This is a genomic window from Paenibacillus sp. Root52, assembly GCF_001426865.1.
GTDB lineage: Bacteria > Bacillota > Bacilli > Paenibacillales > Paenibacillaceae > Paenibacillus.
Genome location: NZ_LMFO01000034.1, coordinates 195821 through 209337, shown reverse-complemented (window position 1 = coordinate 209337; position 13517 = coordinate 195821). Strand labels below are relative to the sequence as shown.

The following is a 13517-nucleotide window of genomic DNA, read 5'->3' as shown; positions in this document are numbered from 1 at the left end:
CCCAAATTCTACTCACAGTCCAATCATTGTCAACCCATTTTTTCACGATTTAGCGGAAGGTATAACCGGAATGTACTTCCCTTGCCTTCCACACTCTCCAACTGGATGTTTCCATCCAACAAACGTGCCAAATCTCGGCTGATGGACAGACCCAATCCCGTACCGCCAAATTTACGACTAATGGAGCCATCCGCTTGTTGAAATGCTTCAAATATAGACTCAAATTGATCTTCTGAGATGCCGATCCCTGTATCTTTGACAGCGAATACGAGCCAGCGACCTGGTCTTGAGAGCTTGTTCGATTGTTCAGTACTCACCGTCAACTGTACCTTGCCCTGAGGGGTGAATTTGATGGCATTCGACATCAGGTTTCGCAAGATCTGCTGCACACGCTGGGGATCTGACCATAAGGTCTCAGGTACACCTTTTTTGCGCTCCAGTATAAGTTCGACGCCTTTTTTCTCCGCGACCAATTGAAAGTGACTCATGACATCCTCAGTCAATTGGGCGATACTGATATCCTCCAAAACGATGTCGAGCCTGCCCGCCTCTACTTTGGATAGATCCAATATATCGTTGATTAACGTTAATAACTCTTGACCAGAATGATCAATCATCGTGGCAAAACGTACGATATCCTCCTGATCCATCGTATCCGCGTTCTCGCTGATCATCTGGGCAAAGTTAATGACACTGTTCAATGGGGTACGCAATTCATGAGACATATTGGCGAGAAATTCAGACTTGTATTGCGAGGCGATCATCAATTGTTTGGCTCGATCCTCTAGCACAATCTGCGCTTTCTGCAATTCTTCCTTTTGCACAGACAACAATCGGTTCGTACTCTGTATAAGTAAAATGCGATTCTGTTCATTCTGGAAGTCACGTAGGATGAAGGCAAAAATAAGACTTAGCATGATACCTGTAGGAAGTGTATAAGGCATGATGTGTGAGAAAAAGTATGGCGCTGGAATAACGCCCACAATCGCGATATTGATACTGTTGACCACATTCACGATAAGTGTGACGAGAATGCCTTTAATAATCAGCCTGTAGTTGCTGCGCCTCATCCATATATTTAGACCTGCGCAAATCACACCCAGCATCGACATATTAATGACGGCGGCCAACGTCGCATCTGTAATGCCAAACGTTAGCCTCGATAATCCGATCCCCACACCAATGAGGATTACGCTATAGGGTTGCCTATAAGTCAGAACGGCAACAATTAGAGGAACGTATCGGAGATCAAAGATGACTTCCTCCGTGAGCTGGAATCCAAAAACCGTACTGATCCAACCTGCAAAAATGAGAAGAAACACCGAACTGATCTGTTTCACCCGAGAAGAGGTACGTATTACGATATATTTATAGAACACACTAGCGAGATATGCAATCGTAATCAGCATCCCCATATTCAATACGAACATTTTTGAAAATTGCATTCGCTCACTCCTGTTGTCCGACTTTACTGGCTTTAGCGCCGCCTGTCCGTATGTACCTCTATCATATCATGCCCACTTCCGCTTCCGCATTTCTTATTCGTCAAAAGAATACACAAATATACACAAATCAGGATTCAATTTGTGGCCTGGACGTAGTAGAATATATTGTTGTTTAAATTTGAACTAGTTACATTGTGTGATCATGTTCGTGCCCGAACATGAATGAAAGGAGAAAGCCTGCTGTGCAAATCTTAAAAAGTAAATCCTACTGGCTGTCGCTAAGTTTAATGCTGTCCTTGGCTGTCATGGGAATGTTCTATGATATTCTGAATAGTCCAGAACGCGGATTCGTCATACTGAGCTCCCCGATCGACCGCATGATTCCCTTCATGCCAGCGATGTCCATTCCTTATCTGGGCTGGTATCCGTTTGTATTCGGAGTATTGGCGTATCTATGTGCCAAAGATCGACTCATGTATTACCGCGTCTTGTTGTCCATGAACATTTGTGTCTGGATCTGTTATCTCATTTACTTTAACTTTCAGACCATGGTGCCGCGCCCGGAGCTAACCGGTACAGGTCTCGGTACATCTATTCTTGGATGGCTCTACAGCCAGGATCGTCCATATAATTGTTTCCCAAGCATTCACGCCCTTCATTCCTATCTGGTCATGCGCGCTGTACTCTCGGTTCCGAGTATCCGTAAATCCATCAAACGATGGGTGGCTGGTGGAGCTGCTCTCATTATCGTATCCACACTGTTGATCAAACAACATGTCATCTATGACGCACTGGGTGCAGTCATTCTCGGAGAATGCGTTTTCACAATTATAACTGGCCTAGCTCTCCACCGCCGCCGCAGAAAAGAGTCGAAGTGGACTCAAGGGATCAACTGATCAACTGATCCCCTGCTCCGACGGTTTCTGAAGATGCTGTTGCCGTCTCCACTCGTCAATAAACAAACCTGCGAAATAGGGATCCCACTGGGATCCTTTTCCTTCTTCTAGAATCATTAATGCCTTCTCATGGCTCATCCCATTCCGATAGGGACGATCCGAGGTCATCGCATCAAATGCATCCGCTACGGCGATAATGCGGCCAAAGAGGGGAATATCTAGTCCCGCCTTACCGTCTGGATAACCTCTTCCATCATACCGTTCATGGTGGGATCTGACGCCAGGTAAGAAGTCTGCCATAGCATCGACCGGCTCGATCTGCAGCAATATATTTTCACCCAACACAGGGTGAGTTTTAATAATTGCGAACTCCTCATCACTAAGTTTGCCATCCTTCAACAGAACTTCATCAGGTATGCCAATCTTCCCGATGTCATGCAGCAATGCGGATTTGTACAATAAGTCAGCCTGCTCTTCATTCATGCCACTGAGCTTGCCAATAAGAAGCGAGTATTCTGCGACCCGCATGGAATGACCGGCCGTATACTTATCCCGTGCATCCAAAGCAGCGGCTAGCGTCGAGAAATAGCTCTGAAGCAGCTGTCTATTACGCTCCTGCCTCATCTCCAGCCGGTTAATCATCATGTTAAATCCAGATATTAGTGCAGAAAATTCATCTGCATATAAATCCGGGGCTCGTCTCCCCAGATCACCTTCCTGAATTCGGTTCATCTCTTTCGTTAAATCAGCAACAGGATCCCGTACATCGCGGATGAGCAGCCAGCTACCCACAAGCGCAAAGCCTGCCCCTAACACAACAACGAGTACCGCCCATACGATATACTCTTTGGCAAATTCGGGATCCATGTACTGTAACCGAATAAACGTTGCCAGGAAAAACAAAAACAAGGGAAATAGCCCGATCAGTGCTGTACTAAGCTGGAACTTACGCTGAATCGACACAAGCACACGCCCATCAAGTGAGGGCTCGATCCCAAACTGCTGCTTACCTTGGCGGCGAATTTCCAGCAGCAGCGGCCTTACCGCTCGAACCGTAAGGAAGTATTCGATCAGCGCATGCATCACTGCAATCAAAATGGCGCATGCTGCTGCCAGCGAAACATAAAAGGTGGGAAACTCCACCCAACCCCTATCAAGCATCCATAGTGTTAATCCCGCAGCTGGCAGTGAGAACCCTAATAGATGTGGGATCATGATTCGGTAGATAGTTCGTCCTGGAAAACGATGAATTTTCTCATACATGCTGTCCATTTGCGTCTTCGAATGGCGCTCTGTTGTTACAAAAAAACGCCGGATCGGCATAAGCTGCACACGAAAGGCGACCCATTCCGCACTCAGCATAAACACAAGCGAAATCAATACAATCGCTAGTAAGCGTAAAAATTGAATATTTGGTATTTGCAAGGTAGATACCATAACGACAGTACCCACAACAAAAACAGCCCCTAATGAACCGATGAGGTAATTTCGCAGCAAACGTAAGATAAAGGAACGGTAAACTTTCACCCAAACCCCTCACTCTCTCTGTGCAACCCACTCTACCTCGATAAACCTAAGGCAGATTAAGGATATAGCTCTTAGGATATTATCGGTTATTTGAGTCCAAAAACTTAATGATTTTAATACAATCTAAGGCGAGGCAATATTACAATATTTTCATAATCACAATTTGAAGGATCAGAGCCTATGCACATCAAAAAGACTGCTTCCTGAGAAGCAGCCTTTGGTTCATATAGAGGGAGCGTTATCCTTTTATTTTGGCGGCTAAAATCATCGTACCTCGCGGCTGATCACCCTGTGCATCCGGCTCTAGGGTAATCGCTACGGTATCATAATCATTCACCGATTCTAAGGTGTAATACACGGCTCCAGTGCCATCGCGACTTAGGAACGTTCCGGCATTCTGCGGGGTATCCCCCTTGATCAACCATACCTGAAATGCCTCTTTCCCCTCCAGCGCAGGCAAGTTCTCCGCTTGCACGACGAGATGAGTGCCCTTATTGTCGATGACAATCGTTGCGAGACCTTGCGCTACAATGTCCTGCGTTGCAGGGCTAAGCTTGACGGCTTCGCCTGTCTGCATGCCTTGGGCAGGCGCTAACGCTGACGCTAGCTGCTCTTGCAGCTGCGCATTCTGCGCCTGCGCCTCGGCGAGCTGCGCTTGCGCTGTTGCTGACCCGGCAGCTTGCTGCGTCAGCAAGCTGAGCTGGCTCTGCAGCTGTGCTGCGTAGATCGCCAGCACCAGCGCCGCCGCCGCAAGGCCAGCGCTCGCCACGCGCCATGCGCGGCTGCCGCGCGGACGCGCGCGCCCTCCAGGCTGCAACGGCTGTGCCTGTGCAGCCTCTTCCGCCCGAGCCGCAGGCACCGCCGTTACCGGCGGCAGGCCTGGCTCGGGCTGCGCCGCCTCTCCGCGGAGCGGCGCAAGATCTGCCTGAAGCACAGCAGGTGCTTCAGGCTGCGCAGGAGCGGTGGCCGGCTTCGCCTCGGCTCCCTCCTGCGATTGTCCGAGCACGTTGCTTAGCACACGTGCTCTCATGCCTGGCGGCGGTGCCACAGGTTCCGCCGCTAGTGGCAGGAAGCCCGTTACTTCCTGCAATTCTTTCACCTCTTGGCGGCAAGCATCACATTCCTTCAAGTGTGCTTCGAATGCCTCCACTTCCTCTGCTTCCAGCCCACCTAGCACATACATCGGTGCCAGATCAGACCACTCCTCATGTCGTTCTATCATGGATGTATGCCCTCCCTTCCCGTGTCTGAATGCAATTCAGCATCGGCGAGCAGCTTCTGTAACTGTCTCATCGCAAGCCTGACACGGCTCTTCACTGTACCTAGCGGAATCCCGAATCTGCTGGATACCTCCTGTTGCGTTAACCCGGCATAGTAGATCGATTCGATCACCTGTTGCTGATCACCATTCAACTGAGATAGCGCCTCCTTAATTCGAGTGCCTTCCCATTTACGTTCTACTTCTGCTTCTGTATTCGTATATTCATCGGCATACGCCGTCAGTGTTTCTTGCTCCACCGTCGTTGTGGCTGCCCCTTTGGACTTACGCCTCAGCATGTCCACTGCGATGTTGCGTGTGATCGCAAACATCCATGTGGTCAGCTTCCCCTGTGAGGCCTCGTATCGTTCAGCGTTATTCCAGACACGCAAGAACAGCTCTTGAACCGTTTCCTCTGCCGTCATGGGATCACCCACGATCCGATAAGCAAAGGAATATACAGCCCGCTCGTAGCGGTCATATAAAAGTTCCAGCGCTGAAGCATCTCGCTCTGCAATCTGACGCATTAATCTGCTGTCATCCATCGATTCTGTCATCCGAGGGCTCCTTTCATTATGCTCCCCCATATTATAACCTACGTTGAAACATTTGAAGAGGATTACACCTTTGAAGAGAAAACATGAAATTTTCTGAATTATTTCCATACATCATGATATAATCTGCGACTCTACTCCACTCTAACCACGTCTATTCAGATCATCATATTTACACGGCACAATGGCTGTGGAACAAGCTCTCTTTCCTTTATCTTGCAAAAAATTACAGAGTGTGGTATACTCTAAGAGTTGGTTTTAAACCTCAAATGATTTTCTGTCTTCTTTTAACCCCGGAATATTTTCTTCATGCTGCGACCGCAGCGAATTGTTCACTAACCTATGGAGATTGAAGAACCTGCATCACATGACCCGGTATAACAGAGTTTCACAAGATTTTCCCATTCACACTGGCGCGGTCATCGGAGCCGCAAGGACAAAAGAGAGGTAGGGCTTTTGTTGTTTTGGAAGTCACTTATTCTTGAGAAGATTGAAAACATACACACACAAAGCACCCGGAATTGGGTTCCGGGTGTTTTTCCATGTCCATTCATATTCAGATCATCCTATGCCCGTGGCAACTTTACCGATCTTATACGCTAGGTAACTCATCCAATTAGACCATGTACAGATGGCTACGTTCCTTGAACAGTAACTGATCCTTTCTTCCATCCAGTACATTCAGTTCATCCGCTTTGAAACAACACTAATGTTCCATTCGTAGCAACGACATGAGAACCAGACAGCCTGTCTCAACTAACGATACCTGAGGCTGGTCATACGGATCTGTGATCCGTCCTAACTGGAAGTCCGTGTAATAATAGAACCACACCTCCTGATCGGACAGCACATTAAGTGCATAACAATCTGCAATATCTGCCTTGGTGTTCACATAGATCTGCTCGCCCTGTCTATTCCACGCGATTAATCCAGGAGCACCGACAAGCTCAGTCCACCCGAAATTTCCAAATACCCCTTCATCAAAGTAACTTGTCCATATGTTCCCTTCGATACTTGTCTGCACTCGTTCGATCCCATCTCCCAGCAGCAGTTCATGCTGTAATTGACCCTCTCGGTCAACAATTTTGCCATTCAGATCATAGCGATCCTGCCCATAATAGCGGCTGCGTGCTCCAACGAGCAGAAGCTCTTCTCCTAGAGGCTGAACATAATGCAGATTAAAATGCAGGTTGGATTACAACATGTCTACGGACATAAGAGCAAAAGAAAAAAGGCGCCGATCTACTCGGCACCCGCATTATTTCATTTACACTTTATTCCCTCTCTATAAGAAGCTTTCTATTCGTCAATTAGATAAACATCGTTTTGGAGATGATGACAAGCAGAATGAACAATACAAGTATTGTTCCCATTGAACCCCAGCTTCCGCCACCATGCTTACAAGGAGTACCATAGCCGTGATGATATCCTTGCATTACGGGTGCTTGATTAGGTTGATGACCATAACCATATCCATATCCCATAGGTACGCCACATCCATAACCATATGCTTCATGACCTGTGTATTGTCCGTACATATGCTCATGACCTCCCATTTGTCCATATACGTGTCCCTGTCCGTTCGGTGAGTTTGGTTTTACTTCGCTCATCGTTCATTCCTCCTTAGCATTTGCCTACACCCCTAAGCTATGTATTTAGCCTACCTCTGGACCGGGCGAAAGCCTTGTTTTTGACAAAATGGGCACTTTGTTTGGTCATATTCGTTTTATGTATCAAGTCACCTACCGAAGCTTGTCCACTATAAAAACTCCACCGGTTACCCGGTAGAGCTCTTCATCATTATAACCAGAAGGATTTAGTGATGATTACGAGGAGAATGAACAAAACCAAGATCGCACCAGTGGATGTCCAGCCGCCGTATCCTACGCCTCCAACTACTTCGCTCATTGAGAACCCTCCCTTATGTTTAGAATATTCAGATCATGGAAATGTTTTAAACGAGGAACGCCTTAGTGATGATAACCAACAGAATGAACAAAACCAGAATCGCGCCAGTCGATGTCCAGCCGCCGTATCCACCTACAACTCCACTCATGTAAAACCCCTCCTTCGATTTGAGGTACAGTTCACTATATGCAGCAGTGCCTCTCCAGACCGGGCTCTAGGTAAAATTGGGCTGATCCCCATGGGATTATCTAAAGTCCCGCACCCCTCCATGCCTTCTAGACTTGTGAGACCCCAAGCACGTATGTATTGGAGTCTTGTTAAACTCAATAGTGCACATACCAGCAACACTTGGTTCCACAGACTTATTCCCTGATTCCCAGTCATTATTCCACCACAAGAATAAGTCGCCCTCATGGTTTCTTATTTATTTCACTTTCACCAACGTTACCTTAACGGTATTTTTGTGAGGATATTTTTTATAAATAGTGCTAAAATTACCTTTTTGGTAATTTTACTTTCTCAATTATTTAGTAATGTTATTATTTTGCTATTACATAGGAAGGAGAGTCTATGTCAACCCTGGGTGAACGCATCAAACATTTAAGGGAACTTAAGGGGCTATCTCAAAAGGATTTATCAGAGAAAACACAGCTCACTATAGTTCAATTGTCCCGGTATGAAACTAACCATAGGAAGCCAGATCCTGATGCTTTGTCTCGCTTGGTGACAGTCTTGGAGACAAGTGCCGATTATCTTATCGGTCTAAACTCAGAACCGTTGAAAAGCTCAGCAAGGGAATTAAACGCGAAGTTTTCCTTTTATATGAGTCATCCTGTCTATGGTGTCTTTTTAAAAGAGTTTCTCAACGCACCAGATCAACTCAAGAATGAGACTAAACATTTTTTTGAATTTATCACACACAATTATGAAGGATTAGAACTAAAGCAAGATCAAACACAAGAGGACATTAGAAAAAATCCCATCCGATGGGGAACACACTAGGAGAAGTTAGATACATGAAAAAGCTTATATCAATTTTAGCATTAGCTGCATTGCTTAGTGCATGCGGTAATTCAGAAACACCAAAGACAGCTGATACTACAACTACAACTCCAGAGACAACTGCTGCAACTGAAACTGCCCCTGTTGAAACGGTCTCTGCTGAAGCTGCTAAGTTCGCTACATATAATGGGGAAGGTTTCTCCTTCTCATACCCAGAAAACTGGAAAAGTGTAGATACTAGCCAATGGAATGCACCAGCAATAAAAGCTGCGTTCTCGGATCAATCATCATCAACAGAATTCGCAGATAATATTAATTTTACCATTGAAGCCAGTGCATCCGGTTCAGTTGATCCTGAAGAATTCGCCAATAACACGGCTAACTATTATCTGCAGAATGGTTCCGCGATCGGTATCTCTGAGTATAAAAAGACCAACTACACAAACAAACCTTACAAAGAATATAATGCAGGTGTTCTAGAGGGAACATATACAAATAATACCGGTACAGAAGTGGTTCTTGTTCAATATATGATTCCGTCCACTACGGATCTGTATAGCATGACGTTAACTTACGCCAAGGATTCCTACGACCAAGATGAAGTGAATCAAATCATCGACTCCTTAAGCATTTCTGCTACTCTGGATCAAACGCCTAATGCTAACGCTGCTGGAGTTGCTGTTGCCGATTTTTTCAATAGCTTAACGCCATATGTCACATCTGATACAGGTGTATTAGATCAAACTTCTTATGATTTCTTCGCAAAACATAGTGATCTATTTCCTGCAAGTACTGCAGAACTTCGCAAAAATGTAAAAGGTCTCGTAGACTCAAACGTAACGACTCGACATCTGAATAAAAATGTAGCCAACTATTTCGAAAAGTTTGTGAAAGTTAGTGGGCAGGTCGTTCAAGTCGAAGAAGATAATTCTCTTGGTTCCACGTTCTCTATCGTTCTCGTGATGGATGATAATGGGAACTACATTACAGCATTGTACCCTGCAACAACTGGAGATTTGCTTGATGGGGATTTTGCTACAGTCATCGGGTTGCCTATTACAAACTACTCGTTCCAGAATGTTGGTGGCGGTTTTACCAATTCCACTCTCATTGGTGCGTCTTTGGTAGTAGCAGATTAAATACATGATGTATTTTGAATACCCCAACCCTAAGGGTTGGGGTATTCATTTTTATTAGAAAACTTTCTTTTTTCTCTAGGAGAACTTGGTTACGAAAAAGTTCATATAGGTGAGCATGTACAGGTTCATTATTACGGGCTAAGCCTGTTATCTAATTAATTCGGGCGCTGAGGCATAGAGGCAAGCTTGTCATTCACCGACTGCAACTTCTGTATGCTTGAGGCATCTGGCTTATCACGACGATCATCAATCTTGACGGAAGTGGAGACGCGCTGGGCGCCTGATAGAAACGGAGCTTCGTGCAGAGCTGCAATCGCTGTGAAGACTTCGTTAAGCGGCCCTTCGATAATGGTGCTCATTGAGGTGAGTTGATATGTAATGCCCCGCTGATGTTCCAACACCTTCTGCATGTCTGCGACATAACTGCTCAGACTTGTCGTGCCTGTTCCAATTGGAATCACTGTTACCTCTGCTATGGCCATGCTGCTTCGCCTCCTCTGGGCATTCGTGAACAACCGTTGCCGCTGAATTTAGTCTATTGGAATCAATTTCATAACTCACTAAAATGGAGTAGGTATAACTAGCCGTAGATAAATTGATTCGTTTTGATCTACATCTAGCCTGGATTGAAGCCGCTAAAGGGTTTATGAAATTGATTCATTTTTGACTAATTTTATTCTACCAGTTGAATACGTAATAATTCAAACTGACGTGTTCACGTCATTCGATTTCGGTGAAAATTTTTTTTGAAGAATCTTCAAATCTTCCAGACCTTTTCCTTTGCGGAATCTCGGCATTTTTGGTATACTCGGAATTACGTTTCACGGTGTCTACCCTGTTTACAAACACTATATGTTGGGTTACAGTATTCTAACAGCAACAAAATGTAGTGAAACTGGATTACCCCGCTTCGATTAGTCACCTTCTGTCTTCTCGTGAAAAACAGGATGAAATCACCTTCAAATGCACGTCCCTGTAGGTGTAAATCGCTTTCTCGAAACAGAGTTGACGTAGAGGTTAACGGGGCTGTTTGGACTGCACCCGGCACCTCAAATTACAGGCACGTCTCTATCAGACCAAAGCTTACATACAGCACCCTGTTCTGTCGAATGAAGCAAGATGTGACAAGCAGGAAGTCAGAGCATCCATGGGCATTTTCAGCCGCAAGGCGGGGAGAATGCTTTTTATATGACCATGGTTTGCATTTGTGCTGCGTTTTGACTCTGTTTTGACCGCTTTAAGCCTTGACCTGTTACCGCCGCTAAGTCCGCAGTATGCAATCGATATGTTCTATCAACGTAAGAAAACACTCAATTCTTTATATAAAGAATTTCTCCAATTTATCTCTTAAACATGCGAAAGCGAGGAATATTCATGCCACAAGTTGTGACCAAGCCGAACAACCGCCAGCTTGCCTTTGACGATATGCGTATCTCTGTATACGCCGACCGTATTCTGGGTGGGCTAGACATGCTGGACAAGGAACGTCTGGTAAAAGGAGTGACGAGCAAGCTCCGCCGTGATGAAGTTACCGGGGACGAGATCAGTAATGCTTTTATGATGAGCGCACTGGAGCTCGTAACTAAAGAGGAGCCAAACTGGAAGTTTGCAGCTGCACGCTCCCTACTTACTTCTCTATACAAAAAAGCGGCAACCAACCGTAGATACAAATCTTATCCGGACGAGCCTTACGGTGCATTCCATCCTCTCCTCGTAGATCTTGTGAAGAAAGGGATCTATCGCGAAGAACTGCTCGAATGCTATAGCAAAGAACAGATTGACGAGCTAGCGGAATGCATTGATTACCGCAACGATCTGTTGTTCGACTACATCGGCTTGCTCACATTGGCAGAACGTTACCTTGCTCACGATTTTGATGGGAAAGTTATGGAATTGCCTCAAGAACGTTACATGGTTATTGCGATGTACCTGATGCACCAAGAACCTGCTGACAAACGGATGGATCTAGTTAAAGAAGCCTACTGGGCAATGAGCAACATGTACATGACGGCTGCTACACCTACGATGTCCAATGCTGGTAAAAAAGTAGCTGGACAACTATCCAGTTGCTTCATCGACACGGTGGACGACTCCCTTGAAGGAATTTTCGATTCCAACACAGATGTTGCACGTCTAAGCAAAATGGGCGGCGGCATTGGCGTATACCTTGGTAAAGTCAGAGCCCGTGGTTCAGACATCCGTGGTCACAAAAACACAAGTTCAGGCGTTATTCCTTGGATTCGTCAGCTGAACAACACAGCAGTTAGCGTAGACCAACTTGGAACACGTAAAGGTGCGATTGCCGTATACCTGGATGTCTTCCACAAAGACATTCTGGCATTCCTCGATCTGAAGCTGAACAATGGTGACGAGCGGATGCGTGCGCATGACGTATTCCACGGTGTATGTCTGCCTGACTTGTTCATGGAACGTGTAGCAAGCCGCGGTGAGTGGAATCTATTCTGCCCACACGAAACGAAGAAAGTTATGGGCTGGAAAGACGAGAATGGTCGTGCACTCGGACTTGAAGACTTCTATGACGAGTCCTTCGGCGAAGGAACATTCCGTGAGAAGTACGAAGAGGCTGTTAATCACCCACTCTTGTCCCGGATTACAGTTCAAGCGATTGATATCATGAAACGTGTGATGAAATCCCAGTTGGAAACAGGAACGCCTTATATGTTCTACCGTGATACGGTTAACCGTACTAACCCGAACAGTGCTCACGGTATGGTTTACTCTTCCAACCTGTGTACTGAAATTATGCAGAACCAATCTGCTACTGTAGTAGAAAAGGAAGAACTGGTTACGAAAGACGGACAAACACGTATTGTCATTTCCAAAGTACCTGGCGACTTCGTTGTCTGCAACCTGAACTCCATTCACTTGGCACGTGCCGTGCCTCATAATGTGTTAGAGCGTCTGGTACCCATCCAGGTTCGTATGCTGGACAACGTAATCGACATTAACAATATTGAAGTACTGCAAGCCCAATACACGAACAGCCAATATCGTGCAGTCGGTCTGGGAACATTCGGACTTCATCACTTGCTTGCTCTTGAAGGCATCCGTTGGGAGTCTGAAGAGGCTGTTACGTATAACGATAACCTGTATGAGAAAATTAACTACCTGCTCGTTAAAGCCAGCATGGAGTTGTCCAAAGAAAAAGGACATTATCCGAAATTCAAAGGCTCTGACTGGGAAAGTGGTAAATACTTCGATCAACGCGAGTACACTTCCGGTGAGCGCGTAGGTGAATTCGTAACGACAGAACAATGGAAAGACCTGCAAGCTGAAGTACAACAAAACGGTGTACGTAACGCTTGGTTGTTCGCCATTGCACCAAACGGATCGACTTCTATTATTGCCGGCTCCACAGCCAGCATCGATCCATTGTATGAACTGTTGTCTTATGAAGAGAAAACAACATACAAAATTGCGAACCCGGCACCGGATCTGTCCGACAAAACGATCTGGTACTACAAAACAGCCTTCTTGGTGGATCAACATGCTTCCATTAATATGGCTTCTGCTCGCCAACGTCACGTCGACCAAGGCCAAAGCTTCAACCTGTATGTTCGTCCAGACATCAAAGCAACGGAGTTCTTGGAACTGCACTTGCACGCTTGGAGAGCTGGCTTGAAATCTACGTATTATGTACGTAGCCGTGCATTAACGATTGAAGAATGTGATTCTTGCGCAAGCTGATCAACTAAAGAATATTTACTAGACTTACGATGACCACCAGGGCATCCTGTTTTGAATGCAAAATAGCGTTGCTCTGGTAC

13 protein-coding genes are annotated in these 13517 nt (G+C 45.8%); 4 read left to right on the top strand and 9 right to left on the bottom strand.

The genetic code is table 11. From position 1 onward, the window contains the following. Positions 1-29: 29 nt before the first annotated feature. Positions 30-1445, bottom strand: coding sequence for an ATP-binding protein (locus ASD24_RS29675; RefSeq protein ID WP_056704091.1), 1416 nt, complete (start codon positions 1443-1445; stop codon positions 30-32). A gap of 242 nt (positions 1446-1687) precedes the next feature. Here ASD24_RS29675 and ASD24_RS29670 point away from each other — a divergent pair, with 242 nt between their 5' ends. Continuing rightward, on the top strand, positions 1688-2341 hold the full coding sequence (locus ASD24_RS29670) for a phosphatase PAP2 family protein (RefSeq protein WP_056704087.1): 654 nt from the start codon (positions 1688-1690) through the stop codon (positions 2339-2341). Here ASD24_RS29670 and ASD24_RS29665 read toward each other — a convergent pair whose 3' ends face one another. From ASD24_RS29665 to ASD24_RS30840, 7 genes are all read right to left on the bottom strand, one after another. After that, positions 2342-3868 carry an HD domain-containing phosphohydrolase gene (locus ASD24_RS29665; protein WP_056704083.1) on the bottom strand — a complete coding sequence of 509 codons (1527 nt, stop codon included), beginning with the start codon at positions 3866-3868 and terminating at the stop codon, positions 2342-2344. Between the two features lie 238 nt (positions 3869-4106). Continuing rightward, positions 4107-5090, bottom strand: coding sequence for an anti-sigma factor (locus ASD24_RS29660; protein ID WP_056704082.1), 984 nt, complete (start codon positions 5088-5090; stop codon positions 4107-4109). Next, positions 5087-5683 carry an RNA polymerase sigma factor gene (locus ASD24_RS29655; RefSeq protein WP_056704079.1) on the bottom strand — a complete coding sequence of 199 codons (597 nt, stop codon included), beginning with the start codon at positions 5681-5683 and terminating at the stop codon, positions 5087-5089. Before ASD24_RS29655 ends, ASD24_RS29660 begins: the two co-directional genes overlap by 4 nt. 703 nt (positions 5684-6386) lie before the next feature. Further along, entirely contained in the window at positions 6387-6704 is a 318-nt protein-coding gene (locus ASD24_RS29650) for a hypothetical protein (RefSeq protein ID WP_056704077.1), read from the bottom strand. A 286-nt stretch (positions 6705-6990) separates the two neighbouring features. Beyond that, complete coding sequence (locus tag ASD24_RS31275) at positions 6991-7116, bottom strand: YjcZ family sporulation protein (protein WP_222125999.1); 126 nt, start codon at positions 7114-7116, stop codon at positions 6991-6993. 364 nt (positions 7117-7480) lie between these two features. Continuing rightward, positions 7481-7588: a sporulation protein YjcZ gene (locus tag ASD24_RS30845; RefSeq protein ID WP_200956228.1), complete on the bottom strand. Its 108-nt coding sequence runs from the start codon at positions 7586-7588 to the stop codon at positions 7481-7483. Positions 7589-7634: 46 nt separating this feature from the next. After that, complete coding sequence (locus ASD24_RS30840) at positions 7635-7736, bottom strand: dihydroorotate dehydrogenase (protein ID WP_200956226.1); 102 nt, start codon at positions 7734-7736, stop codon at positions 7635-7637. 422 nt (positions 7737-8158) lie between these two features. On the opposite strand from ASD24_RS30840, the gene ASD24_RS29640 reads away from it, so the two are divergent. Both ASD24_RS29640 and ASD24_RS29635 read left to right on the top strand, forming a co-directional pair. Beyond that, the gene (locus tag ASD24_RS29640) at positions 8159-8590 is read left to right on the top strand and encodes a helix-turn-helix domain-containing protein (protein WP_056704071.1); all 432 of its coding nucleotides are present in this window, start codon (positions 8159-8161) and stop codon (positions 8588-8590) included. 14 nt (positions 8591-8604) lie between these two features. Further along, on the top strand, positions 8605-9729 hold the full coding sequence (locus tag ASD24_RS29635) for an LpqN/LpqT family lipoprotein (protein WP_056704068.1): 1125 nt from the start codon (positions 8605-8607) through the stop codon (positions 9727-9729). Between the two features lie 155 nt (positions 9730-9884). Here the strand turns inward: ASD24_RS29635 and ASD24_RS29630 are convergent, their stop codons facing one another. Next, on the bottom strand, positions 9885-10211 hold the full coding sequence (locus ASD24_RS29630; RefSeq protein ID WP_056704065.1) for an MTH1187 family thiamine-binding protein: 327 nt from the start codon (positions 10209-10211) through the stop codon (positions 9885-9887). 892 nt (positions 10212-11103) lie between these two features. Here ASD24_RS29630 and ASD24_RS29625 point away from each other — a divergent pair. Beyond that, positions 11104-13437 carry a ribonucleoside-diphosphate reductase subunit alpha gene (locus ASD24_RS29625; protein ID WP_056704063.1) on the top strand — a complete coding sequence of 778 codons (2334 nt, stop codon included), beginning with the start codon at positions 11104-11106 and terminating at the stop codon, positions 13435-13437. Positions 13438-13517 lie beyond the last annotated feature (80 nt).